The sequence below is a fragment of the Streptomyces xylophagus genome, from assembly GCF_000716435.1.
Classification (GTDB): domain Bacteria; phylum Actinomycetota; class Actinomycetes; order Streptomycetales; family Streptomycetaceae; genus Streptomyces; species Streptomyces xylophagus.
This window is the reverse complement of sequence record NZ_JNWO01000032.1, coordinates 1-24,162: the sequence shown is the minus strand read 5'-3', so window position 1 is coordinate 24,162 and position 24,162 is coordinate 1. Positions and strand designations below refer to the sequence as shown.

Sequence of the window (24,162 nt, the reverse complement as noted above, 5' to 3'; positions counted from 1 at the left end):
CGGTCCGGGCGTGTTGTGCGCGACACGGTACCGCCAACTTGGAGTGCTCAGCCGAGCAGGACCACCTGGACCTCGGTGCCGGGCTCGACGGACTCGACGTCCTCGGGGACCACGATCAGCGCGTCGGCGAGCGCGAGGGCCGCGACCAGGTGCGATCCGGCGCCGCCCACAGGGGTCACCTTGCCGTCGGCGTACGTCCCGCGCAGGAACTGTCTGCGGCCCTTCGGCGAGGCCAGCGCCCTGTCCGTGGTGAGGGTGGCCCGGACCGTCGGGCGGTGGACGTCGTCCAGGCCCATCAGGGCGCGGATCGCGGGGCGGACGAACAACTCGAAGGAGACGTACGACGACACCGGGTTGCCGGGGAGGGCGAGCAGCGGGATGTGGTCGGGGCCGATGGAGCCGAAGCCCTGGGGTTTGCCCGGCTGCATGGCGAGCTTGCGGAAGTCGATCCCGGCGCCCTCCTCGTCCTCGTCGCCCACGGAGGACAGGGCTTCCTTGACGACGTCGTACGCCCCGACACTCACGCCGCCGGTGGTGACCAGGAGGTCGGCGCGGACGAGCTGGTCCTCAATGGTGTCGCGGAGGGTCTCGGCGTCGTCGGCGACGGCGCCGACCCGGTAGGCGATGGCGCCGGCGTCGCGGGCGGCGGCAGTGAGGGCGAAGCTGTTGGAGTCGTAGATCTGGCCGTCGCCCAACTGCTCGTCGGGCTGGACCAGTTCGCTGCCGGTGGACATGACGACCACGCGCGGGCGTGGGCGCACGCGGACCGTGCCGCGGCCGATCGCGGCGAGCAGGGCGATCTGCGGCGGGCCGAGGATCGTGCCGGCGTCCAGGGCGCGGTCGCCCGCCTTCACGTCGCTGCCCTTCGCGCGTACGTGCGCGCGTGCCTCCGCCGAGCGGTACACGTGCACGTGCCCGCCGGCCGCCTCGGGGGCCTGGCTGCGGGCGCGCATGCCGGTGACCGGGCCGCCGCCGAGGCCTCCGTCGGTCCACTCCACGGGGACGACGGCCTCGGCGCCGGGCGGGAGCGGGGCGCCGGTCATGATGCGGGCGGTCTCGCCGGGACCCACGTGGAGCGGCTCGGCCTGGCCGGCCGCGACGTCGCCGATCACCGTCAGGACGGCCGGGAACTCCTCGCTGGCGCCCGCGACGTCCGTGACCCGCACCGCGTACCCGTCCATCGAGCTGTTGTCGAAGGGCGGGAGCGAGACCGGCACCGTGATGTCCTCGACCAGGACGCAGCCCTGGGCGTCGAGCAGTTGCAGCTCGATGGGCTCCAGGGGGCGGACGGTCGCGAGGATGTCATCGAGGTGCTCGTCCACCGACCAGAGGTGGTCCGGTCCTGCGGTGCGGGTCGCGGCGGTGCTCAACGTTGCTGCATCTCCTCGGCTACGTAACTGCGAAGCCAGGCGCGGAAGTCCGGGCCCAGGTCTTCACGTTCGCACGCGAGTCTGACAATGGCACGCAGATAGTCGCCCCGGTCGCCGGTGTCATAGCGGCGGCCCTTGAAGACGACGCCGTGCACGGGGCCGCCGATCTTCTCGTCCGTGGCGAGTTGCTGGAGGGCGTCGGTGAGTTGGATCTCGCCGCCGCGGCCGGGCTCGGTCTTGCGCAGTATGTCGAAGATGTGGGGGTCGAGGACGTAGCGGCCGATGATCGCGTAGTTCGACGGGGCGTCGGCGGCGTCCGGCTTCTCGACCAGGCCGGTGACCTTGACGACGTCGTCGTCCGCGGTGACCTCGACGGCCGCGGAGCCGTAGAGGTGGATCTGCTCGGGCTCGACCTCCATGAGCGCGATGACGCTGCCGCCGTGCTGCTCCTGGACCTCGACCATGCGCGCGAGGAGGGGGTCACGGGGGTCGATCAGGTCGTCGCCGAGGAGGACGGCGAAGGGCTCGTGGCCGACGTGCGGGGCCGCGCACAGGACGGCGTGACCGAGGCCCTTGGGGTCGCCCTGGCGGACGTAGTGCATGGTGGCGAGGTCGCTGGACTCCTGGACCTTGGCCAGTCGGCTCGCGTCGCCCTTCTTCTGGAGGGCGGATTCGAGTTCGTAGTTGCGGTCGAAGTGGTCCTCGAGGGGGCGCTTGTTGCGTCCGGTGATCATGAGGACGTCGTCGAGCCCCGCCGACACGGCCTCTTCGACCACGTACTGGATCGCGGGCTTGTCCACGACCGGGAGCATCTCCTTGGGAGTTGCTTTCGTGGCCGGCAGGAACCGGGTGCCGAGACCGGCTGCGGGGATGACAGCCTTGCTGATCCTGGGGTGCGACTGAGTCATGCCCGAACCTTATCCGGTGCCTTTGTGCTGAATCTGTGGCTCCGGTTAAAACGCTCTCATATGAGCACATTGGGAAGGATACGGATGGGACCCGTGCGTCACCCAGGACGTGAACCCGAGCCTGACAAGCGAATGTTGCGACGAGAGTTCCTCACGGTGAGGAACAGGTTGACGGCCGATGACGTGCGGGCGGCCGCCGTCGCGCTGGCCGATCGCGCGCTGGAGCTGCCCGAGTTGGCGCACGCGCGCACGGTCGCGGCGTACGTCTCCGTCGGGAGCGAACCCGGAACGCTCGCGCTCCTGGACGCCCTGCGCGCGCGGGACGTCGACGTCCTGCTCCCCGTGCTGCTCCCGGACAACGACCTGGACTGGGGCGCCTACGACGGCGAGCGCTCTCTCGCGCGGGTCCAACACGGCGGAAAGATGGCCCTGTTCGAGCCCTCCGGGAAGCGGCTCGGCCCTGACACCGTGACCGCCGCCGACGTCGTCCTGCTGCCCGGTCTGGCGGTCGACGGGCGCGGGATGCGCCTGGGGCGCGGCGGAGGGTCCTACGACCGTGTGCTGGCGCGGCTGGAGCGGGCGGGCGCGCATCCCGCGCTGGTGGTGCTGCTGTACGACTCCGAGGTCGTCGAGCATGTCCCTTCGGAGGCACACGACCGGCCGGTGCGGGCGGTGGTGACGCCGAGCGGTGTGCGGAGATTCCCGTGAATCGTTGAACAAGTGAAATGGCCCTCCACGCGTGTGTGGAGGGCCATTTCACTTGTTCGGTTGTTCAACGATTCACGGTTTCAGCACCAGGGTGTCACTCGTGCTGCCGTCGACCGCCTTGGACGAGAACGACCAGGACAGCAGCTCACCGTTGACCCACTTGCTGGTCTGGTCGGTGTAGTGCGCGCTGTAGGCGTGTCCGGAGGCTCCGGTGAGGTTGATCCACTTGGACTTGTCGAAGTCGTCGAGGTTGACCACCATGCGCATCGACGGCACCCACACGACTCCGTAGCCGCCGGCCGCGTTCCAGCCGGTCGCGTTGACCGTGGCCTCGCCGCCGCTGAGCTTCCAGGGGCCGCGGTTGAGGACGTACTGGACGATGGCGGGGCCCTCGGTGCCCAGGGTCTGGTTCTTCAGGAACAGGCGGTGCAGCCGGCCCCAGCTCCAGGTGTCGATGTCCTTGCCGAGCTTGGCGGTCAGCTCCCAGCGGGCGTCGATCATGGCGCGCTTGAACAGCTGGTTCATGTTGCTCGCCGCCGGGCGGGTGCCCGAGGCGGGGGTCTTCCACCAGTCGCTGTTCGGGTCGTCCATGAGCTTGCGGACGACCTCGAACCAGCGGTCGCCGCCGTCCGGTTGGGCCTCGTCGGCATCACGCTCGCCGCACTCGCGCACCTTCTGATTGTCCTGGTCGGCGGGACCGGTGGTGTCGACCGGCGAGACGAACAGGCACTGGCCCTTGACCCGCAGCTCCTTGGGCAGCTTGTTGCCGAAGGCGAGCTTGAGGATGTTGCGCCACACCGAGTTGAAGTAGGCGGCCGCCGCCGAATCGGCGTCCTGGGTGTAGTCCCAGCCCTCGAGGAGCTTCTGCGCCTCGCGCACGTCCGGGTCGGGCTCGTCGATCTTCAGCAGCTTGGGCACGAGCAGCTTGGCGATCTCGCTGCTGTCGTCGAGCTGCATCTGCCGCATGTCGTCGGTGGAGATCTTGCCGCCGCCGTCGATCTTCGACTGGATCAGATCGGTGATGCGCTGGCTGCGGGTGCCGTAGCCCCAGTCCGTGGTGAGCGTGTACGGGTACTTGTCCTTGTCGATCACCGCCTGGTTGGCGGTGACGATGTAGCCGCGCTTCGGGTTGTACTCGTACGGCAGCGCGGCCTGCGGGATGTAGCCGGTCCAGGCGTACTTGGAGTCCCAGCCGGGCACCGGCAGCGAGCCGTCGCCCTTCCCGCGCGTGGGGATCTTGCCGGGCAGCGTGTAGCCGATGTTGTTCTCGGTGTCGGCGTAGACGAGGTTCTGCGAGGGCACGTCGAACTTGGCGGAGGCCGCGCGGAACTCGCTCCAGTCGGACGCCTTGTCGATGGCGAAGACGGCGTCCATGGTGGTGCCCGGGTCCTCGGCGGTCCAGCGCAGGGCGATGCCGTAGCCGTCGCCTCTGTCGGGTGCCGCCGTGTCGACGGCGGCCTTCTTGCCGACCTTCACGAGTTCGTCGCTGCGGTCGGACAGCAGGGGCATTCCGTCGCTGGTCTGCCGGACGACGATCTTCTTCGACGTGCCGCCGGCGACCTTGATGGTCTCCTCGCGGGTCGTGAAGGGCTTCGTCTTGCCGTCGTACTCGTAGCCGTCGCCGGAGAGCTTCTCCAGGTAGAGGTCGGTGACGTCGACACCGGAGTTGGTCATGCCCCAGGCGATGTTCTGGTTGTGACCGATGACGACGCCGGGCATGCCCGCGAAGGTGTAGCCGGTGACGTCGTACTGGCACTTGCTGGAGACCGTGCGGCAGTGCAGGCCCATCTGGTACCAGACGGACGGCAGCGAGGCTTCCAGGTGCGGGTCGTTGGCCAGGAGGGGCTTGCCGGTGATGGTGTACTTCCCGGCGACGACCCAGGAGTTGGAGCCGATGCCCTGGCCGTTCACGCCGACGGCCGTCGGGAGGTCGTCCAGGGCGTCCGAGAGGCCCGCGAGCTGGCTCGTGAGGGCCGAACCCGACGAGGACGACGAGGAGCCCGTCGTGCCGCTCGTGGACGAGCTGTCGCCGCCGTCGAACGTCTTGGTGTAGTCGTCGTACTCGCCCTCGGTGACGATCGGCTGGTTGCGGCTGTACGGATAGTCCGGGTACAGGTCCGCGATCTGCTGGGGGCCGAGGCGGCTGGTCATCAGGGCGCGGTCGATCTCGTCCTTCATGTTGCCCCGCAGGTCCCAGGCCATCGCCTTGAGCCACGCGACCGAGTCGACCGGGGTCCACTTCTCGGGCTTGTAGTCGTTCTCGAAACCGAGAGCCGCGTACTCCAGGGAGATGTCTTTCCCGTCCTTGCCCTGGAGGTAGGCGTTGACCCCCTTGGCGTAGGCCTGGAGGTACTTCTTCGTGGAGGCCGACAGCTTGGTGTCGTACTCCTCCTTCGCGACCCGGTCCCAGCCCAGGGTGCGCAGGAACTCGTCGTCCTTGACCGACGTCTTGCCGAACATCTCGGACAGCCGTCCGGCGGTCATGTGCCGGCGCACGTCCATCTCGTAGAACCGGTCCTGCGCCTGGACGTAGCCCTGTGCCATGAACAGGTCCGCGTCGGAGGACGCGTAGATCTGCGGGATGCCGTAGCTGTCACGCTTGACGTCGACGGGTCCGGAGAGGCCGTCGAGCGTGATCGAGCCGGTGGTCTGCGGAAGCGAGGCGCGGACCGTGCTGACGGACCAGTACGCGCCGTAGGCGATGCCCCCGATGATGGCCATGACCAGGACGAGAACCAATAGACGGGCTTTGCGCCCCTTTTTCCTGCCGGACTTGCCGGGCTTATGACCCGATGAGGCGGTGGTGTTGGGGGGCATCGCTGTCCTTGCTGTCCTAACGCGAGCGGCAGGGCGGGCTGTGCTTTTGACTGAGCGCTGGAGCAACCATAGGCGCAGGGCTTCGAGCGACTTGACGCGGTGTCGGGTACCGGCACGGACGGGCGTTCGATCTTGCCTCGCGAAGTGTCAAGAAAGCGTCAAGAGTTAGGTAAGGTAACGAAGTACTTGGATGCATGGCGCCGCAGCCTCGCGTCCCCTGTACATGTGCTGCCGCCCGAGACGCGCGGCGGCCGAGGAAGGGAAGGCCACTGACTGTCCACCACCTCGACCAGCTTCTGCTCGTCTGCTCGCTCGTCCTGCTCGTCGCCGTCGCGGCGGTCCGGATCTCCTCGCGCAGCGGGCTCCCCAGCCTGCTCGTGTACCTGGGGATCGGCATCGCCATGGGCCAGGACGGCATCGGCGACATCCACTTCAACAACGCCGAGCTGACCCAGGTCATCGGGTACGCGGCCCTGGTCGTGATCCTGGCCGAGGGCGGCCTCGGCACGAAGTGGAAGGAGGTCAGGCCGGTCCTGTCGTCCGCCGCCACGCTGGCCCTGGTGGGGGTGGCGGTGAGCGTCGGCATCACGGCCGCGGGCGCGCACTACCTGGTCGGCCTGGAGTGGCGGCAGGCGTTCATCATCGGCGCGGTGGTGTCCTCGACGGACGCGGCGGCGGTGTTCTCCGTGCTGCGCCGCATACCCCTCCCCGCGCGCGTGACGGGCACATTGGAGGCCGAGTCCGGCTTCAACGACGCCCCGGTGGTCATCCTGGTCGTCGCCTTCTCCACGGCGGGCCCCGTCGACCACTGGTACGCGCTGGTGGGCGAGATAGCCCTGGAGCTGGCCATCGGCGCGGCCATCGGCCTCGCGGTGGGCTGGCTCGGCTCCTGGGGGCTGCGGCACGTGGCGCTGCCCGCCTCCGGCCTCTACCCCATCGCCGTGCTGGCGATAGCGGTCACCGCGTACGCCGCGGGCGCCCTGGCGCACGGCAGCGGCTTCCTCGCGGTCTATCTCGCCGCGATGGTGCTCGGCAACGCCAAGCTGCCCCACTGGCCCGCGACGCGCGGCTTCGCCGACGGGCTCGGCTGGATCGCCCAGATCGGCATGTTCGTCCTGCTCGGCCTGCTGGTCACCCCGCACGAACTGGGTGACGACGTCTGGCCCGCGCTGATCATCGGCCTGGTGCTGACGATGGTGGCTCGGCCGCTCAGCGTGGTGCTCAGCCTCACGCCGTTCCGGGTGCCGTGGCAGGAGCAGACCCTCATGTCCTGGGCCGGGCTGCGCGGCGCCGTGCCCATCATCCTGGCGACCATCCCCATGGTGAACGGCGTCACCGGCAGCCGCCGCATCTTCAACATCGTCTTCGTCCTGGTCGTCGTCTACACCCTCGTCCAGGGGCCGACACTCCCCTGGCTGGCGCGCAAGCTGAAGCTCGGCGAGGGGGCGGAGGCCGCCGACCTCGGCATCGAATCGGCGCCCCTGGAGCGGCTGCGCGGGCATCTGCTGTCCGTCGCGATCCCCGGGGAGTCGAAGATGCACGGCGTCGAGGTCAACGAGCTGAGACTGCCCGCCGGGGCCGCGGTCACCCTCGTCGTACGCGACGGAAAATCGTTTGTTCCGATGCCCACGACGGTCCTGCGGCGCGGTGACGAACTCCTGGTCGTCGCGACGGATCCCGTCCGGGACGCGGCCGAGCAGCGGCTGCGGGCGGTGGGCCACGGCGGCAAGCTGGCGGGGTGGCTGGGCACGGACGGCGCGGGCGCCGGTCGTTAAGGGCATGTTTCGTACGGTTCACATGTTCACCAATCACAGGTGAACGCGCGCGTGGTGCCCATTTTCACAGGCTCACCATGCTTGATCCCCTGTACGATGAAGGCACATTCTGATCGAACCAACTCTGCCTGACGCAGTGCTGGCGCGACCGTATGGCGGCCGAATCCCTCTCCGCAGTGGGCACCGGTATCTACCGCAGTTCCGCGCAAGAGGACAGTGCTCGGCTCCCCCCGCACGGGGCGCGCTACCAGGTGGCAGAAAGGCACGGGCCGTGGCATCCACGGTCACCTCCCGCCCCGGATACGGGCAGCTGCTGCGCACGCGCGGCGCCTGGACGTTCCTGCTCCCCGGCTTCGCGGCACGCCAGCCGTTCGCGATGCTCACCATCTCCATCGTGCTGCTGGTGCAGCACACCACCGGCTCCTACGGCGCGGCGGGCGCCGCAGCGGCCGTCACCGGCGTCTCCATGGCCCTGTTCGCGCCCTACAGCGGGCGCCTGGCCGACCGCTACGGACAGCGGACCGTCCTGCTCCCCGGCGTCCTGGTGCACACCCTGTCGGGGCTGACGTTCACAGCGCTCGCGCTCGGACACGCGCCTCTGTGGGCGCTGTTCGTGGCGGCCGTGCCGACCGGCGCCTCGGTGCCGCAGATCGGGCCCATGGTGCGCGCCCGCTGGGGCGTGAAGCTCCAGGACTCCCCGCTGCTGAGCACCGCCGCCGCCTTCGAGTCCGTCACGGACGAACTGACCTTCGTCTTCGGGCCGCTCCTGGCGACCGCCCTGTGCACCGCCGTGAACCCGGCCGCGGGCCTGGTCACGGAGGCGGCGCTCACGCTGATCGGCGGCCTGCTGTTCGCCGCCCAGAAGAGCACCCAGCCCACGGTGGCGGCCCTCATCGGGCACGCACGCGTGGAGCGCGTTTCCGCACTGAGCATCCCCGGAGTGCGCGTACTGATCGTGACCTTCCTGGGCATCGGTTCCGTCTTCGGCGGGATGCAGGTCTCCCTTGCCTCCTTCACCGAGTCGATCGGCGAACCCGGCCTGAACGGCGTCCTGTACGGCACCTTCGCCGCCGGCAACATGCTCTCCGGCCTCGTCTGCGGTGCCGTCGCCTGGAAGGTCGCCCCGCAGCGCCGCCTCCTCGTCGGCTACGCCGCCCTCGCGCTGACCGCGTCCGCCCTGTGGACCGCCCACTCGGTGCTGCTCCTGGCCGCCCTCGGTCTCCTGGTCGGCATGTGCATCGCGCCCGCCCTGATCACCGGCTACACCCTGGTCGAGGGGCTCGTCCCGGCCGGCGCCCGCACCGAGGCCTTCACCTGGCTGACCGGCGCGGTCGCCCTCGGCCAGGCCGCCGCCGTCACGGTCGCCGGACAGCTGGAGGACCGCCTGTGGGGCGGCGCCGGTTTCCTGGTGCCGATGGCCGGTACGGTGCTCGCCCTGGGGACCCTGGTGGTCCTGCGGTCACGCCTCGCGACCCGGCCCCACAGCCGCACCGTGGCACGTGGCGTCGGTCACCGCGTGCCGGTGGCAGTGGACTGATCCCCGGGAATACGTCACTATGGACGCTCGTTAGCACTCATTGAGTGAGAGTGCCAGGAGGAAGACACAGTGCCGACCTACCAGTATCAGTGCACCGAGTGCGGCGAGGGCCTTGAGGCGGTGCAGAAGTTCACCGATGACGCCCTGACCGAGTGCCCCAATTGCGGTGGCCGCCTGAAGAAGGTGTTCTCCGCGGTCGGCATTGTCTTCAAGGGCTCCGGCTTCTACCGGAACGACAGCCGCGGCTCCTCTTCGAGCAGCTCGCCGGCCACCGCGAAGCCGTCGACGTCCTCGGACTCGAAGCCGACCACCCCGTCGACCACTTCTTCGTCCTCGGACTCGAAGTCGAAGTCGTCGAGCTCGGGCTCCTCGTCCAGCAACAGCTCCGCCGCGTAGGACTCTTTTCCGCGGGACCCTGTCGTCGTACGACGACAGGGTCCTCGGCGTTTCCGGAGCCGGTTCCTGAGCCTTTGCGGAGCCGGCCCCTGAGCCCTTTCGACGGCCGCTAGTGTGCGGGTCATGGCGAACGCAGAGATCGGCGTAATCGGTGGCTCCGGCTTCTACTCGTTCCTCGACGACGTGACCGAGATCCAGGTGGACACCCCCTACGGACCACCCAGCGACTCCCTCTTCCTCGGCGAGATCGCCGGCCGGCGGGTCGCCTTCCTGCCCCGGCACGGGCGCGGCCACCATCTGCCGCCGCACCGCATCAACTACCGGGCCAACCTCTGGGCGTTGCGCTCCGTCGGGGTGCGCCAGGTCCTCGGTCCGTGCGCGGTGGGCGGGCTGCGCCCCGAGTACGGGCCGGGCACCCTGCTGGTGCCGGATCAACTGGTGGACCGTACGAAGTCCCGCGCGGGCACGTACTTCGACGGGCTGCCGCTGCCCGACGGCGCGGTGCCGAACGTGGTGCACGTGTCCCTGGCCGACCCCTACTGCCCGACCGGCCGGGCGGCCGCGTTGAAGGCGGCGCGCGGGCAGGACTGGGAGGCGGTGGACGGCGGCACGCTCGTGGTGGTCGAGGGGCCGCGCTTCTCGACCCGCGCCGAGTCGTTGTGGCACCAGGCTCAGGGCTGGTCGGTGGTCGGCATGACCGGGCACCCCGAGGCGTCGCTCGCCCGTGAACTGGAGCTCTGCTACTCCTCGTTGACCCTGGTCACCGACCTCGACGCGGGCGCCGAGACCGGCGAGGGCGTCTCCCACGACGAGGTGCTGCGGGTGTTCGCGGCCAACGTGGACCGGCTGCGGGGCGTGCTGTTCGACGCGGTGGCCGCGCTGCCGGAGAGCGGGGCGCGGGACTGCCTGTGCGTGAACGCGCTCGGCGGGATGGATCCGGGGTTCGAGCTGCCGTAGTGGTGGGGACTTCGGGGGCTTCCGGGCTGTGGAACTTCCCGTTCGGGTGAGGGAGTTGTCCACAACCGGCCGGTAGCACACGGGCTCCGGCAGGCCTCGGCGGATTGCCGCATCGTGGGACCGCAAACCGATCCCTCGTCGCAGGTGGTGGTCCCATGTCCCTCTCCCCTCCGTCCTTCCCCAGCCCGTTGAGCACCGATTCCTTTCCACGCCCATTGGGCACCGACGCTCCGGCCACGTGCGAGGTGCCGCACTTCGCGCCCGTGCGGGTGCGCGGCGGGTGGTATCGCCTGCGCAGGCTGCTACGGCACCGCAGGCGGGCCGTGGCTGCCGGGCTCGCGGTGACCGCGGCCGCCCTCGTGGCGGCGGGCCCGCGTGAAGCGGTGGAGGCGCGGCACAACGAGCGGCCCCGCGGGCACCCGGTGGCCGATCAGGTACGGCACCGCCGGGCGGTGGAGTGGGTGTCGGCGCCGGTGCGGATCGCCGACGCCGGCACGGTCCGGCTGCTGCGGTCCGGCGACCGGGTCGATGTGATCGCCGCCGAGGAGTCCGCGGCGGGTGGCGACGCCTGGGTGGTCGCGCGCGGGGCGCGGGTGACGAAGGTGCCCGAGCCGCTCGAAGAGGCGGACGGTGGCGGGGCGTTGGTGGTGCTCTCGGTGCCGCGCGCCACGGCGGCGCGGCTGGCCGGCGCGAGCACTACGGCACGGCTGGCGGTGACGATGTGTTGAGCCGTGCTCTCCGTATCGTGAGTCGCGCCTTCCGTCGCCTGTGCGAATTCGTGTCAAGTCCCTCGTTCGAGCTACTGAATTGGACAGGATGGCCGGGCGCTGACGTAGGTTGCGGAGCTGTTCGTTCCACACCGTGCGCGTGCGAGAAGAGGCTCCGAGTTGAGCGAGAACAAGAAGGAACCGGGCGTCTGGCAGGGCTTCAAGGCCTTCCTGACACGCGGGAACGTCGTCGATCTGGCAGTCGCGGTCGTCATCGGCGCCGCCTTCACGAACATCGTCAACTCGGTGGTGAAGGGGCTCATCAACCCGCTGGTCGGCGCGATCGGCACACAGAACCTGGACACCTACAGCTCGTGTCTGAGCAGCACCTGCTCGGGCGACAAGGGCATCCAGCTGATGTGGGGCTCTGTGCTGGGAGCCGCCCTCAGCTTCGTGACCACGGCGGCGGTGGTCTACTTCCTGATGGTTCTGCCGATGTCGAAGTACCTGGCCCGGGCGGAGGCCCAGCGCAAGGCCAAGGAGGGCACGCACGAGGTCATCGAGATCACCGAGCTGGAGGTGCTCAAGGAGATCCGCGACGCGCTGGTCGCGCAGCGGGGGGACGGGCACCGGGAGCCGTAGCGCAGGGGTCGTACGCGGCCGACGGCACAGGCGTCGCCGAAGGCCCGGCCGTGGCGGCCGAAGGCTCAGATGTGGTGGGGCGGCTTCTCGTCGAGGAAGCGCTTGAGATCGGCCGCGCTGTCGCCCTCGGCCCGCTCGCCCCACCCGCGATCCGTGTCGTCCGAGGAGGGCCGGCTCAGCGGGTCGTCGAAGACCAGCGCGGGCTTCGGCTCGATCGGATCGCGCGGCTCGGGGGCGGGGGCGGTACTCATAGGTCCAGGGTACGGCCGAAGGGGCGCCTGACGCGGCCGCGGACCAACCCGCCGGTCCCGGCCGAGCCGGCCGCCTCTGAAATCCGGCTCGCAATCTGCTGTGCTTGTGCGCATGACGTCCGAGATTCCAAGACCCCTGCGTCCGCTCACCGCCCGCGGCCGGGACGAGCCGCACCGGGTCGCCTCGCCGCTGGAGCTCTTCTTCGACCTGTGTTTCGTCGTGGCCATCGCGCAGGCGGGCGTCCAGCTGGCGCACGCCATCGCGGAGGGGCACGCGGGCGAGGGCATCCTGAGCTACGCGATGCAGTTCTTCGCGATCTGGTGGGCCTGGATGAACTTCTCCTGGTTCGCCTCGGCGTACGACAACGACGACGTGCTCTACCGGGTCGTCACGCTGGTGCAGATCGCCGGCGTCCTGGTCCTCGCGGCCGGGATCTCGCGGGCCTTCGAACACCACGACTACCTGGTCGTCTGGCTCGGCTACGTGATCATGCGGCTGGCGATGGCCACGCAATGGCTGCGGGCGGCACGGGCCGCCCGCGGGCCGGAGCGGACGATGGCATTGCGGTACGCGGCCGGCGTGCTGCTCTGCATGGTCGGCTGGACGGGTCTGGTGGTCCTGCCGGAACCGGCCCGGGGCTGGGTGTTCCTCGTGATGGTGATCGCCGAGCTGTCCGTGCCTCGCTACGCGGAGAAAGACTTCCCTACGCCGTGGCATCCGCACCACATCTCGGAACGCTACGGGCTGTTCACGATCATCGTGCTGGGCGAGACGATCGCCGCGGCGACGGTCGCCGTGAAGTCGGGGGTGGACGAGCACGACGCGCTGGGCGAGTTGCTGCCCATCGCGGCGGGTGGGCTGCTGATCGTGTTCGCCGCCTGGTGGATCTACTTCGTGGTGCCGATCCACGGCCATCTCCGGTCCAACCGGCAGGCGTTCCTGTGGGGGTACGGCCACTATCTGATCTTCGCGTCGGCGGCGACGATCGGCGCGGGCCTGGAGGTCGCGGTCACGCAGGCGGTCCACAAGGCCCACATCTCCACCCTGGCCGCCTCCGCCGCGGTGACCCTGCCGACGGCGCTGTACCTGCTCAGCGTGTGGGCGCTGCACGCCCGCCACTACAAGGTGGGCATCACCCAGCAACTGGTGCTTCCGGTCGCGGCGTTGCTGGTGATCTGCTGCACGTTCCTCGGGCACGGGGCGGTGCTCGCGGCGGGCCTGGTGTCGGCGCTGACGGTCGCGGTCGGGGTGACGCTGACGGCACGCATGGCCGCCGGGGAGAGCAGGGCGGAGGAGACGGCACCGGTTGGTTGACCGTCCCCGGAACCGCCGAGCACGGCGGACCCGCTGCCACCCGAACACTCGCCGGACCCGCTGCCACCCAAACACCCGCCAAAGCCCGGCCGACCGCCACCGAAACAACAGCCCAAGCCCGGCTGACCACCCCCGACTCACCCGCACACACCGCCCCGACCGCCCCCGGATGCCCCGCGCGTTGGGCAAGACTGAGCGCCATGACAGTTGACGCATTGACCGACGTGGCCGGGGTGCGGGTGGGCCATGCGACACGCTCGGGTGACGGGTGGCTCACCGGTACCACCGTCGTGCTCGCGCCGGAGGGTGGGGCGGTGGCCGCCGTGGATGTGCGGGGTGGTGGGCCCGGTACCAAGGAGACCGACGCGCTCGATCCGCGCAATCTGGTGCAGCGGGTCGACGCGATCGTGCTGACCGGTGGCAGCGCCTACGGGCTCGACGCCGCGTCCGGGGTGATGGCCTGGCTGGAGGAGCAGGGGCGTGGGGTGCGGGTCGGACTGGATCCGACGCATGTCGTGCCGGTGGTGCCCGCGGCCTGTGTCTTCGACCTGGGGCGGGGAGGCGACTTCAGGGCCAGGCCGGACGCGGCCACCGGGCGGGCCGCGGTCGAGGTGGCCGCGATCAGCGGGCCCGGGGTGCGGGTGCGCGAGGGGAATGTGGGCGCCGGTACAGGGGCGGTGGTCGGGTCGTTGAAGGGCGGGATCGGGACCGCGAGCATCGTGCTGGAGTCGGGGATCACGGTGGCCGCGCTGGTGGTGGCCAACGCGGCGGGGTCGGCGACGGACCCCGAAACGGGCGTCCTGTACGGGGAGTTGTTCCAGGGGCGCGTGGCGTATCCCGAGCCGCATGTCCACGAAGCCGCACGGCTGCGGCTCGCCGAGGCCGCCGCGAAGAACGCGCCTCCCCCGTTGAACACCACCCTCGCCGTGGTCGCCACCGACGCCGAACTCACCAAGGCGCAGGCGCAGAAGCTGGCCGGCACGGCGCACGACGGCATCGCGCGCGCCGTACGTCCGGTGCATCTGCTGAACGACGGGGACACGGTGTTCACGCTGGCCACCGGGGCCCGCCCGCTGGACGCCGAGAACCCCCTCGCCCTCAACAAGGTTCTCGCGGCCGGCGCGGAGGTCGTGACCCGGGCGATCGTGCGCGCGGTGCGGGCCGCCGGGCCGGTGGACGGACCGGGCGGATCGTGGCCGTCGTACGAGGAGTTGTACGGGAGGCGGTAGGCACCCTGGGAGAACAGGCACCCGTGTTTGTCCCGGTTCTGTCACCGGACGGCGTTCGTGGGGAACGGCGGGAACCCGTGCGGGGGTGTGGGCCCTCTTTGTCCACGCATCGCAGCGGATCACGCACACCACACGAACCTGGAGCAGCCCGTGACAACGCCGGACATAGCAGCGCGGCGCGTACTGGGGGCCATCGCCGCCCTGGTGGTCGGCACCCTCACCCTCAGCGCGTGCGGCGGCAACGCCAGCGCGGACGCCAACACGGACAGCAAGGGCGGCGGCGGGACGACCGCCAAGACGTCCACCGCGAAGATCGTCATCTCGGCCAAGGACGGCGCGACGAACGCGTCCATCAACTCCACCGGCGTGCAGGTCAGCGGCGGCAAGTTGACCGACGTGAAGATGACGGTCGCGGGCTCGGGGCAGGCCGTGGACGGCGCGATATCCGCGAACGGCGCGAGCTGGACGCCGAAGGAGCAGTTGGAGCGCGGGACCAAGTACCAGATATCGGCTACCGCCAAGGACTCCAGCGGCAAGACCGCCGCCGCCAACTCCATCTTCACGACGGTGACTTCGAGCAACAGCTTCATCGGGACGTACACGCCGGACAACGGGACGACGGTCGGTGTCGGGATGCCGGTGTCGTTCACCTTCGACAAGGTGATCGGCGACAAGAAGGCCGTGCAGTCGCACATCACGGTCACGTCGAGCAGCGGGCAGCAGGTCGTGGGGCACTGGTTCGGGGCGCAGCGGCTCGACTTCCGGCCGCAGGACTACTGGAAGGCCGGTTCCAAGGTCACGATGAAGATCGACCTGGACGGCGTGGAGGGCGCGAACGGCGTCTACGGCGTGCAGAAGAAGACCGTGAGCTTCACCATCGGACGCTCGCAGGTCTCCACCGTGGATGTGAACACGCAGACCATGACGGTCGTACGGGACGGACAGACCCTCAAGTCGGTGCCGATCTCCTCGGGCAGCCCCGAACACACCACGTACAACGGGCAGATGGTGATCTCCGAGAAGTTCACACAGACGCGGATGAACAGCCAGACGGTCGGCCTGGGCGGCGAGTACGACATCCCGGACGTGCCGCACGCGATGCGTCTGACCACGTCGGGGACGTTCATCCACGGCAACTACTGGTACAACCAGTCCAACCCGCCCTTCGGCCAGACCGGCACCAGCCACGGCTGCGTCGGACTCGCGGACGTACAGGGCGCGCAGGGCGCGACGAACGCCAAGTGGTTCTACGACAATTCGCTGATCGGTGACGTCGTGATCGTGAAGAACTCCCCCGACAAGACGGTCGCCCCGGACAACGGGCTCAACGGCTGGAACCTCGGGTGGAGCGAGTGGACCGCCGGAAGTGCGGTCTGACCGGCGGGTTTTGACGGATCTTCGGGCCGCGCGGGAACATCTCGCGCGGCCCGCGCGTTTTCCGGGCATACGTTTTCTCGGTTCACAGGAATGATGTCCGACCGAGGGGCTACGGTATGCACCCACAAGGTGACATGCAGCAACGCCGGGAGAAGCCTTGAGCGTTCCGTACGACACGGCAGCGTACGAACAACCCGAGTCGCCCGAGTCTCCGGAGGAGCACCTCGCGCGACTCCTCGGCCGTGCCCTGAACTCCTTCGAGCTGCCGGACGAGACCATACGGCGTCTCGACTGCGCGCTGGCGCACGACAGTTCGCTGCACTCCGCGCACCACAGCGCGGGCCTGCACCGGGAGACGTACCGGCACACGTGGCTGCTGCCCGACGGCTCGGCGCTCACCCTGTGGGAGCTGGTCCACAACACCGTGCTGGGCCGGGACACACAGCACGAGGTGTACGTCGACGAGGAGGAGCTGCGGGCCGCGACCGCGCGTCTGCCGCTGCCGCCGGACACCCCGGACTTCGAACTCCCGGTGCTGGTACAGCTGTCGCCGATCCCGGAGCCTCGCCACTCGTATCTGGCGGACCACTCCGCGGACCACGCGCGCCGCTTATTGCGCCGCGCGGAGAACGCGGACCGGCCGGACGCCGAGACGGCCGCGCTGCTGGCGACGGCGTTCGCGCACCAGATCACCCAGGCCTTCGGCCGACCGTATCGAGCGGGCCGCCCGGCGCTGTGCTTCTCGCTCTACGAGCACGCGTTCCTGCTGCGCGACGGCGCGGAGATCTCCCTGTGGGAGGTCGAGCACACGGCCACGCCCGACGGGCGGCACATGTGCGAGGTGTACGTCAGCGAGGACGCGGCCCGGGACGCGATGGAGCGGCGGGCGGCGCAGGTTTCCTGAACTGAACCCCGGGTCTCCTGAACTGAACCGCGGGTCTCCTGAGCGGCAAGGGCTTCAACGCCCGTCGCTGAGCTGTCGTACCAGACCCGCGAAGGCGTCGCGCTCGGCCGGGGTCAGTTCGACGGACTCCAGGTGGGGAGCGGTGTCGCGCTGGTTCGGGAGGCCGTACAGCGGGTGGGCCGCGTGCCAGGCGGTGGGCTCGCCGAGGGAGCGGCGCAGGACGCGCGTCAGGCCGAACACCCAGGCGACGGTCGCCAGGGCGAGAACGGCCACACCGGTCAGCTGGAGGATGGAGACGTGCTCAGGCATGCGTTCCAGTAGACACCACGGTCCGGGACCGTGGTCCCGGACCGTGACGTATCTCGCAGTTGCCGTGAACACCTCACTGAGGCCCAAAAGAGGCCCACGGAGGGTCGAAAGAGGCTAGGCGGCGACCGGCTGCTTCGCTTCCGCCGCCAGGGCGGATATGTCCTCCGGCGCTCCGGATGCCGTACTGCCGGCGGCCGGCTTGCGCATTCCCTTCAGTACGACGACCAGGGCCGCGGTGACGCACACACCGACCGCGATGGCGATCAGGTAGAAGAACGCGTGCCCGATCAGCGGGACCACGAAGATGCCGCCGTGCGGGGCGCGCAGGGTCGCGCCGAACGCCATGGACAGGGAGCCGGTGATCGCGCCGCCCACCATCGAGGACGGGATGACCCGCAGCGGGTCGGCCGCCGCGAACGGGATCGCGCCCTCGGAGATGAAGGAGGCGCCCAGCACCCAGGCGGCCTTGCCGTTCTCGCGCTCGGTCTCGGTGAAGAGCTTGCCGCGCACGGTCGTCGCCAGGGCCATCGCCAGCGGCGGGACCATGCCGGCCGCCATCACCGCGGCCATGATCTTCATCGCCGAGTCACTGGGGTTGGAGACCGCGATCCCCGCCGTGGCGAAGGTGTAGGCGACCTTGTTGACCGGGCCGCCGAGGTCGAAGCACATCATCAGGCCGAGCAGGGCGCCCAGCAGGATGGCGTTCGAGCCGCTGAGGCCGTTCAGCCAGTCGGTCATGCCCTTCTGTGCGGAGGCGATCGGCTTGCCGATCACCACGAACATCAGGAACCCGACGATCGCCGTGGAGATCAGTGGGATCACCACCACCGGCATGATCCCGCGCACCGCCTTGGGGATCTTCACCTTCTGGATCGCCAGCACCACACCACCGGCGATCAGACCTGCGGCGAGACCGCCGAGGAAGCCCGCGTTGATGGTGGAGGCGATCATGCCGCCGACGAAGCCGGGCACCAGACCGGGCCGGTCGGCCATGCCGTAGGCGATGTAGCCGGCCAGCACCGGGACGAGGAAGCCGAAGGACACCACGCCGATCTGGAAGAGAAGCGCGGCCCAGCTGTCGCCCTGGGTCCACACGAAGTGGTCCATGACAGAGGGCGCCTTGTTGACCTGGTAGCCGCCGATCGCGAAGCCGAGGGCGATCAGCAGACCGCCGGCCGCGACGAACGGGACCATGTAACTGACGCCGGACATCAGCCACTTGCGGAGCATGGAGCCGTAGCCCTCGCCCGCGTCACCGCCGCGCTCGACGGGCGTGGGCGCGGATCCGCCGGTGACCTCGCCGCGCTCCGCCTTGCCGCGGACCTCGGTGATCAGTTCGGCGGGACGGTTGATGCCCGCCTTCACGCCGACGTCGACGGTCGGCTTGCCGGCGAAGCGCTCCTTCTCCCGTACGGGCACGTCGTGGGCGAAGATCACGGCGTCCGCCGCCGCGATCACCGCCGGGTCGAGCCGGGTGAAACCGGCCGAGCCCTGCGGCTCCACGACGAGGTCGACACCGGCCTCGCGGCCCGCGTTCTCCAGCGCCTCGGCCGCCATGTAGGTGTGCGCGATGCCGGTCGGGCAGGAGGTGACGGCGACGATCCGGAACGGCTGCTCCTCGGCGCCGGCGCCCTTGTCCGCCGTAGAAGCGGCTGCCTCGGTACTGCCCGTCGCGGCGCCGGCGGAGGCCGCCGCCGGCGTCGCGACGGAGTCTGTGGAACCCTCGGGCTCGTCGCCGCGGATCAGCGCGGCCGCGCTCTCCGCGTCGCTCACCGACCGCAGCGCGGACGTGAACTCGGCGTTCATGAGCTGCCGGGCCAGCGCGGAGAGGATCGTCAGGTGGGCGTCGTCGGCCCCGGCGGGCGCGGCGATCAGGAAGATCAGGTCGGCGGGGCCGTCGGGGGCGCCGAAGTCGACGCCCTCGGCGCTGCGCCCGAAGGCGAGCGACGGCTCGGTGACGTACTCGCTGCGGCAGTGCGGGATGCCGATGCCGCCGTCGAGGCCGGTCGGCATCTGCGCCTCGCGGGCGGCGACGTCGGCGAGGAAGCCGTCGAGGTCGGTGACCCGGCCCTGGGCGACCATGCGCTCGGCGAGGGCACGTGCCGCCGCCTCTTTGGTATCGGCGGACAGGTCGAGGTCGACCAGGTCCGCGGTGATCATCTCGCTCATCGCGGGCTCCTTCGCACGCGTATCGCCCAGGGACTGCCATGGGCGGGGGTGGGGACGGGGGTGAAGCGGGTTGTTGCGCGGGGGGTGGTGGAGGCGGGGTCGGGGAAACCCCGCCTCCCCCGGGCGGCAGGGCGGCTCGGGATGCCCTGCCACCGTTCGGCCGCGGCGGTTAACGGGGAGTTCCGCCGCTTCATGGCCGGTTCGAGGGGCGCCTTGGATGCCGTAGAGAAGCTCATGTCACCGGCTCCGTGAGTACGCGATCGACCGGCACGTCGGCCGTGACCGTCACCGCGGACGGGTCGAGGTCGGCCGGGGTGGGCATCACGCTGCCCGGGAGCTGGACGGCCGCCGCGCCGTGGGCGACGGCCGAGGCCAGGGCCTCCGGGCCGTGGCCGCCGGCGATCAGGAAGCCGGCCAGCGAGGAGTCCCCCGCACCGACATTGCTGCGTACGACGTCGACGCGCGCGCTGCCGTACCAGGCACCGGAGGCGTCCACGAGCAGTTGCCCGTCGGCGCCGAGGCTGGCGAGCACCGCGCCGGCACCCAACTCCCGTAGTTCTTCGGCTGCTTTGACCGCGTCACCCACGGTCGCGAGGGGGCGGGAGACGGCCTCCGCGAGTTCCTCGGCGTTGGGCTTGACGACGTCGGGGCGTTCGCGCAGGGCCTCGATGAGCGCGGGGCCGGAGGTGTCCAGGGCGATACGGACGCCGACGGCGTGCGCGCGGGCGACCAACTCGGCGTACCAGGACGGCGCGAGGCCGCGCGGGAGGCTGCCGCAGCAGGCGATCCAGTCGGCGTCACGGGACTGCCGGCGGACCGTCTCCAGGAGCAACTCCTGTTCGGCGGCGGTCAGTTCGGGGCCGGGGGCGTTGATCTTCGTGAGGACGCCGTCCGCCTCGGCGAGGGCGATGTTCGAGCGGGTGGCCCCGGCGACCGGGACCGGCGCGACCTCGATGCCCTGCGCGTCGAGCAGGTCCGCGACCAGCGCGCCCGGGGCACCGCCCAGGGGCAGTACCGCGACGGTACGGCGGCCGGCGGCGGCGACGGCGCGCGAGACGTTGACGCCCTTGCCGCCCGGGTCCATGCGCTCGCCGGTGGCCCGTATGACCTCGCCGCGGTCGAGCGAGGGGACCTCGTAGGTGCGGTCCAGGGACGGGTTCGGGGTGACCGTGAGGATCATGCGCGCACTACTTCCATGCCGCCGCGCTCCATGGCGGTGGCGTCTTCAGGGCTCAGCCCGCTGTCGGTGATCAGGAGGTCCACGTCACTCAGGGCGCCGAAGCGGGCGAAGTGCTCCTGGCCGTGCTTGGCGGAGTCGGCGAGCAGTACCACGCGGCGGGCGGCGGCCATCGCCGCACGCTTCACCGCGGCCTCGGCGAGGTCGGGCGTGGTCAGCCCGTGCTCGGCGGAGAAGCCGTTGGCGGCCACGAACACGACGTCTGCGCGGATCTCGCCGTACGCCCGCAGCGCCCATGCGTCGACGGCGGCGCGCGTACGGTGCCGCACGCGTCCCCCGACGAGGTGGAGCTGCATGCCCGGGTGGTCCGCGAGGCGGGCCGCGATGGGCAGCGAGTGGGTGACGACGGTCAGCTCGGCCTCCAGCGGGACGATGCCCGCGAGGCGGGCCACCGTCGTACCGGCGTCGAGGATCACCGTGCCCTGCGTGGGCAGCTCGGCGAGGGCCGCTTTGGCGATGCGGTCCTTCTCGTCGGCCGCCGTCGACTCGCGCTCGGTGAGGTCGGGCTCGAAACCGAGCCGTCCGGCCGGTATGGCCCCGCCGTGCACCCGTCGGAGCAGGCCCGCGCGGTCCAGAGCCTTCAGGTCGCGGCGGATCGTCTCCGCCGTGACCTGGAACTCCTCGGCCAGCGACACGACGTCCACCCGGCCGCCGTCACGGGCCAGCCGGAGGATCTCCTGCTGCCGCTCCGGTGCGTACATGTCCGTTCGCCTCCGTCCAGTGCCCGAACTTGTGGTTTCGCTCGGAGGCTACGCCCGGATTTCGGGAAAGTAAACAGGTTCGGGCACGAGGTGGACATGAACGGGCAGATGCCTTCGGTGAAGCCGCCCTACCGTGCGCCTCGTCAGCCGTATCGCTCCGCCTTGATCCTCTTCTCGGCGGTGAGGATCGCGCGCACGAGCTCGCCGCGGGCGGCCTCCTGCCGCATGGCCTGGACGAGCAGGACGCGGTACTCCGCGAGGGGGACTCCTCGCGGGGCCGGGCCCGGCTCGGGCAGAGCGGTGGCGACGTATTCGCCGACGCGCTCGACGACCTTCTTCAGTTCGGGGCGGACGGCCTCGGTGTGGTCGGCGATCCCCTTGATCATGGTGCCGGTCTGGGAGATGTCCTCGAAGTCCTCGGCCCGGCAGGGCTTCTGGGCGAGGCGGCACTGGGCCTTGTAGAGGTCGGCGAGCCACTCGGCGGGCTTGTCGAACTCGGTGTTCGCCTCGTCCTTGCGGCGGATCTTCCGCGTCCAGGCGAAGACCTGCCTGTGATGCCGGTACATCAGGACGGCGAGGAAAGCCCCGACGAGGGCGGAGGCGGCGGGCACCAGAAGGGTGCTGGTCATCATGCTGTGTTCCGTTCGGGGGTGGAGCGCGAGCGGTACGGGGTCCGGTGCACCGGGGAGGGGTCAGATCCCGGTGGGGAAGTGACGCAGTTCGTCGACGTCGTGGACGATGAACTGGCGGTACCTGGCTTCGATGACGCCGTGGTAGCGCAGGGTCCGGATCGCGTTCTCCACGGTGGAGATGGCCACCTGGAGAGAGGCGGCGATGTCCTTCTGGCCCGGGCCGGTGATGACGGTCCAGCCCGTCCGGGGCTCGGGGACGCCCGCGGTGTCGGCGAGGTGCGCCAGCAGCCTGCTGACCCGCTCGACGGGCGGCCGGGTGGCCATGGTGTAGAGGAGTTCGTCGCTGCGGTCGCGGTCCTCGAGGCTGCGCAGGAGGGCGAGCTGGATGTCGGACTGCCGGCGCAGCAGGACGTTGAGGCGGCGCGCCTTGCAGGGAATGGCCACGGTCGGGGTCAGGCATTTCGTGTGGACGGCAGAGTCGGGGGTGACGAGTTTGGCCTCGCCGACCAGCTGGCCCCGGCCCCGGAACCGCGTGACGGTGGGGACGTTCTCCCCGTCGCCCAGCGGGAAGCGGTCCTGCCGTACGACGCCGTCCCAGATGATGTAGACGTGCTGGCCGTCCGGTCCCAGCGGCAGTAACTCGTCCCGGACGAAGCTGCTGCCACGTAGCCCGGCCTGCAGCAGGGCCTGCCAGTCCTCGGCCTTCAGGCGTTGCAGGAAGCTTCCCTCAGGCTTGTCCTCGTGACCCAGGAGAAGGTCGGCCGGCCGAGAGGTGTCGATGGTCGAGGACATGCTCACTCCCCCGCTCCGGCGGCCGCGGTGGCGCGTGTCCCGGCGTACGCGCCCCGAGACGCGTGAGGGTGACGAGGTGTCACGGGTGAGATACCGCGGGGTCCGCGGCACGACGGCGGAATGACGCCGTCGTCGTTGACGGTGCGCATTGACCTGATCCCTTGTTCTGTTGGTTCTCTGGAACCCCACTGGTCAGCGGGGTTCCGGGTGGTGGGTCCTGCTCCCTCTCCGGGAGGTGCGGCGGCGCCCGGGTGGTGAGGCCGGGCGGGTGGAGACAGTTGAGCGAGAGAAACCGTACCGCTCGCCGCGAGCGAAGAGCCAGTCGCCTTTTCGGAGGCGGTGTGAAGAATAGTGATCTTGGGCCGGAAACCCCTCAGCGTGGGGCTTTGTTACAGAAGATCGAACGTAATCCCGACGGGAAATCCATCGCCCTTTTACGCAATTGTCGATCCTGCTTATCCACACGCTCTCGCAGGGGCGATAGGACCCTTCCCGGATGAGCAACATATGACGTCCGCACAAACCGGCGGCAAAAACGAGAGGCCCCGGGGCACCACCCCCAGGACCTCCCGGAAAGGTCCGGACCCACCAGGGATCAGACCGGTGCCCAGTAAACACCACGGACGGCCTTTAGGTCACTCCCCGTCAGGCAAGAGGTACCCCTCAGTGCCCGGCGGCCAGCCGAAACCCCAGCCTCGGGGGATGTGCCGCCGGCAGCGCGCCAGCGCACGCACTTCGGCGGAACACTCTGCCCGGCGGCACGTTTCACCCCCTTTATGCACGCAGGGGCGAGACGACCCCGGCCGCACCCGGCGCTGACAGCGTTATCAAAGGAAGGCCATCGATCAAGAGTCAACAGATCCGGCCAATACGGCTCATCCCGACCGGCGAAACCCTCGACCGGAAGCAGGCCCACCGGTATCGAAGGAGCAGGCCGCCGCCACCCCTCGAATTAGCCCGCCGCGACTTCGGCAATTTCTTTTCGAGAGACAATCGGAGTCGACCGGGAATGCGGTGGTTCCGGGCGGGGAACGGAATCCCGTACGGGAATCCGAGTTCGCCGCCGCACATCACAAAATATCGACTAATGGATAAGGCAACCGCCCCCGGACCGCCCCTCCCGCCCCCATCTTTCGCACTGTCAGTTTCCGTGCGGAACAGGGGAGTTGGGAACGCGAGACACCCGAAAACGGAGTGTTGCTCTTGATCGTTGATCATGGTCGTGTGGTGGGGAGTGCGACTCGTGCAGCGATCATCAGCAACCGGCGGATCACGGGCCTGACGGCCGATGTGATTGCTGAACTCGTTGCCGAGATCGGCCCGCATGGAACGTTCGACCATCACCCGGGCCATCGGCGAGGCACGGCCCCTGCTCGCCGAGCGGGAGTGCACCGTCAGCCCCGACGCGCGGCTGCGAAGTCCGGCCGAA

Annotated in this window: 21 protein-coding genes; 11 read left to right on the top strand and 10 right to left on the bottom strand. The window is 69.9% G+C overall.

Annotated features, from left to right (window positions below; translation table 11 throughout):
- Positions 1 to 47 precede the first annotated feature (47 nt).
- Complete coding sequence (gene glp, locus OO70_RS43360; protein ID WP_043684727.1) at positions 48 to 1,370, bottom strand: molybdotransferase-like divisome protein Glp; 1,323 nt, start codon at positions 1,368 to 1,370, stop codon at positions 48 to 50.
- Positions 1,367 to 2,278, bottom strand: coding sequence for a UTP--glucose-1-phosphate uridylyltransferase GalU (galU, locus tag OO70_RS43355; protein ID WP_043684724.1), 912 nt, complete (start codon positions 2,276 to 2,278; stop codon positions 1,367 to 1,369). Before galU ends, glp begins: the two co-directional genes overlap by 4 nt.
- Before the next feature lie 132 nt (positions 2,279 to 2,410).
- On the opposite strand from galU, the gene OO70_RS43350 reads away from it, so the two are divergent.
- Entirely contained in the window at positions 2,411 to 2,986 is a 576-nt protein-coding gene (locus OO70_RS43350) for a 5-formyltetrahydrofolate cyclo-ligase (RefSeq protein WP_078651788.1), read from the top strand.
- 72 nt (positions 2,987 to 3,058) lie between these two features.
- Here the strand turns inward: OO70_RS43350 and OO70_RS43345 are convergent, their stop codons facing one another.
- On the bottom strand, positions 3,059 to 5,803 hold the full coding sequence (locus OO70_RS43345; RefSeq protein WP_199827516.1) for a penicillin acylase family protein: 2,745 nt from the start codon (positions 5,801 to 5,803) through the stop codon (positions 3,059 to 3,061).
- 194 nt (positions 5,804 to 5,997) lie between these two features.
- Between OO70_RS43345 and OO70_RS43340 the strand changes: the two genes are divergently transcribed.
- The 6 genes from OO70_RS43340 (at position 5,998) to mscL (ending at position 11,817) form a co-directional block, all read left to right on the top strand.
- Complete coding sequence (locus tag OO70_RS43340) at positions 5,998 to 7,578, top strand: potassium/proton antiporter (protein ID WP_043684718.1); 1,581 nt, start codon at positions 5,998 to 6,000, stop codon at positions 7,576 to 7,578.
- A 271-nt stretch (positions 7,579 to 7,849) separates the two neighbouring features.
- Positions 7,850 to 9,115 carry an MFS transporter gene (locus OO70_RS43335; protein ID WP_043684715.1) on the top strand — a complete coding sequence of 422 codons (1,266 nt, stop codon included), beginning with the start codon at positions 7,850 to 7,852 and terminating at the stop codon, positions 9,113 to 9,115.
- A gap of 69 nt (positions 9,116 to 9,184) precedes the next feature.
- Positions 9,185 to 9,511, top strand: a complete 327-nt coding sequence (locus tag OO70_RS53180) for an FmdB family zinc ribbon protein (RefSeq protein WP_078651787.1) — start codon at positions 9,185 to 9,187, stop codon at positions 9,509 to 9,511.
- A 123-nt stretch (positions 9,512 to 9,634) separates the two neighbouring features.
- Positions 9,635 to 10,468 (top strand): S-methyl-5'-thioadenosine phosphorylase, encoded by an 834-nt coding sequence (locus OO70_RS43330; protein ID WP_043684712.1) that lies wholly within the window; start codon positions 9,635 to 9,637, stop codon positions 10,466 to 10,468.
- 155 nt (positions 10,469 to 10,623) lie between these two features.
- A complete protein-coding gene (locus tag OO70_RS43325; RefSeq protein ID WP_043684709.1) occupies positions 10,624 to 11,196 on the top strand; it encodes a hypothetical protein in 573 nt (190 codons plus the stop codon).
- A 159-nt stretch (positions 11,197 to 11,355) separates the two neighbouring features.
- Positions 11,356 to 11,817, top strand: a complete 462-nt coding sequence (gene mscL / locus OO70_RS43320; protein ID WP_043684706.1) for a large conductance mechanosensitive channel protein MscL — start codon at positions 11,356 to 11,358, stop codon at positions 11,815 to 11,817.
- A 65-nt stretch (positions 11,818 to 11,882) separates the two neighbouring features.
- On the opposite strand, the gene OO70_RS43315 is transcribed toward mscL, so the two are convergent.
- On the bottom strand, positions 11,883 to 12,068 hold the full coding sequence (locus OO70_RS43315) for a hypothetical protein (protein ID WP_043684704.1): 186 nt from the start codon (positions 12,066 to 12,068) through the stop codon (positions 11,883 to 11,885).
- Positions 12,069 to 12,180: 112 nt separating this feature from the next.
- Between OO70_RS43315 and OO70_RS43310 the strand changes: the two genes are divergently transcribed.
- The 4 genes from OO70_RS43310 to OO70_RS43295 all read left to right on the top strand — a co-directional run bounded on the left by OO70_RS43310 (position 12,181) and on the right by OO70_RS43295 (position 16,893).
- Complete coding sequence (locus OO70_RS43310; protein ID WP_051742169.1) at positions 12,181 to 13,383, top strand: low temperature requirement protein A; 1,203 nt, start codon at positions 12,181 to 12,183, stop codon at positions 13,381 to 13,383.
- A gap of 200 nt (positions 13,384 to 13,583) precedes the next feature.
- Positions 13,584 to 14,612 carry a P1 family peptidase gene (locus tag OO70_RS43305; protein ID WP_043684698.1) on the top strand — a complete coding sequence of 343 codons (1,029 nt, stop codon included), beginning with the start codon at positions 13,584 to 13,586 and terminating at the stop codon, positions 14,610 to 14,612.
- Positions 14,613 to 14,762: 150 nt separating this feature from the next.
- Positions 14,763 to 15,989, top strand: a complete 1,227-nt coding sequence (locus OO70_RS43300) for a L,D-transpeptidase (RefSeq protein WP_051742167.1) — start codon at positions 14,763 to 14,765, stop codon at positions 15,987 to 15,989.
- Between the two features lie 157 nt (positions 15,990 to 16,146).
- Positions 16,147 to 16,893: a DUF6227 family protein gene (locus OO70_RS43295; RefSeq protein ID WP_043684695.1), complete on the top strand. Its 747-nt coding sequence runs from the start codon at positions 16,147 to 16,149 to the stop codon at positions 16,891 to 16,893.
- A gap of 54 nt (positions 16,894 to 16,947) precedes the next feature.
- Here the strand turns inward: OO70_RS43295 and OO70_RS43290 are convergent, their stop codons facing one another.
- From OO70_RS43290 to OO70_RS43265, 6 genes are all read right to left on the bottom strand, one after another.
- Entirely contained in the window at positions 16,948 to 17,202 is a 255-nt protein-coding gene (locus OO70_RS43290; RefSeq protein ID WP_043684692.1) for a hypothetical protein, read from the bottom strand.
- 114 nt (positions 17,203 to 17,316) lie between these two features.
- A complete protein-coding gene (locus OO70_RS43285; RefSeq protein ID WP_043684690.1) occupies positions 17,317 to 19,371 on the bottom strand; it encodes a PTS fructose transporter subunit IIABC in 2,055 nt (684 codons plus the stop codon).
- 232 nt (positions 19,372 to 19,603) lie between these two features.
- Complete coding sequence (pfkB, locus tag OO70_RS43280; RefSeq protein WP_043684687.1) at positions 19,604 to 20,551, bottom strand: 1-phosphofructokinase; 948 nt, start codon at positions 20,549 to 20,551, stop codon at positions 19,604 to 19,606.
- Positions 20,548 to 21,309 carry a DeoR/GlpR family DNA-binding transcription regulator gene (locus OO70_RS43275; protein WP_043684684.1) on the bottom strand — a complete coding sequence of 254 codons (762 nt, stop codon included), beginning with the start codon at positions 21,307 to 21,309 and terminating at the stop codon, positions 20,548 to 20,550. Before OO70_RS43275 ends, pfkB begins: the two co-directional genes overlap by 4 nt.
- Positions 21,310 to 21,452: 143 nt before the next feature.
- The gene (locus OO70_RS43270) at positions 21,453 to 21,941 is read right to left on the bottom strand and encodes a hypothetical protein (RefSeq protein WP_043684681.1); all 489 of its coding nucleotides are present in this window, start codon (positions 21,939 to 21,941) and stop codon (positions 21,453 to 21,455) included.
- A gap of 60 nt (positions 21,942 to 22,001) precedes the next feature.
- A complete protein-coding gene (locus OO70_RS43265) occupies positions 22,002 to 22,733 on the bottom strand; it encodes a Crp/Fnr family transcriptional regulator (RefSeq protein WP_043684678.1) in 732 nt (243 codons plus the stop codon).
- Positions 22,734 to 24,162: the final 1,429 nt, after the last annotated feature.

Coding starts and splice junctions, on each gene's coding strand:
- galU (WP_043684724.1), bottom strand. CDS start 2,278: ATGACTCAGTCGCACCCCAGGATCAGCAAGGCTGTCATCCCCGCAGCC.
- OO70_RS43350 (WP_078651788.1), top strand. CDS start 2,411: ATGTTGCGACGAGAGTTCCTCACGGTGAGGAACAGGTTGACGGCCGAT.
- OO70_RS43345 (WP_199827516.1), bottom strand. CDS start 5,803: ATGCCCCCCAACACCACCGCCTCATCGGGTCATAAGCCCGGCAAGTCC.
- OO70_RS43340 (WP_043684718.1), top strand. CDS start 5,998: ATGGCGCCGCAGCCTCGCGTCCCCTGTACATGTGCTGCCGCCCGAGAC.
- OO70_RS43330 (WP_043684712.1), top strand. CDS start 9,635: ATGGCGAACGCAGAGATCGGCGTAATCGGTGGCTCCGGCTTCTACTCG.
- OO70_RS43325 (WP_043684709.1), top strand. CDS start 10,624: ATGTCCCTCTCCCCTCCGTCCTTCCCCAGCCCGTTGAGCACCGATTCC.
- OO70_RS43315 (WP_043684704.1), bottom strand. CDS start 12,068: ATGAGTACCGCCCCCGCCCCCGAGCCGCGCGATCCGATCGAGCCGAAG.
- OO70_RS43310 (WP_051742169.1), top strand. CDS start 12,181: ATGACGTCCGAGATTCCAAGACCCCTGCGTCCGCTCACCGCCCGCGGC.
- OO70_RS43305 (WP_043684698.1), top strand. CDS start 13,584: ATGACAGTTGACGCATTGACCGACGTGGCCGGGGTGCGGGTGGGCCAT.
- OO70_RS43290 (WP_043684692.1), bottom strand. CDS start 17,202: ATGCCTGAGCACGTCTCCATCCTCCAGCTGACCGGTGTGGCCGTTCTC.
- OO70_RS43285 (WP_043684690.1), bottom strand. CDS start 19,371: ATGAGCGAGATGATCACCGCGGACCTGGTCGACCTCGACCTGTCCGCC.
- pfkB (WP_043684687.1), bottom strand. CDS start 20,551: ATGATCCTCACGGTCACCCCGAACCCGTCCCTGGACCGCACCTACGAG.
- OO70_RS43275 (WP_043684684.1), bottom strand. CDS start 21,309: ATGTACGCACCGGAGCGGCAGCAGGAGATCCTCCGGCTGGCCCGTGAC.
- OO70_RS43270 (WP_043684681.1), bottom strand. CDS start 21,941: ATGATGACCAGCACCCTTCTGGTGCCCGCCGCCTCCGCCCTCGTCGGG.
- OO70_RS43265 (WP_043684678.1), bottom strand. CDS start 22,733: ATGTCCTCGACCATCGACACCTCTCGGCCGGCCGACCTTCTCCTGGGT.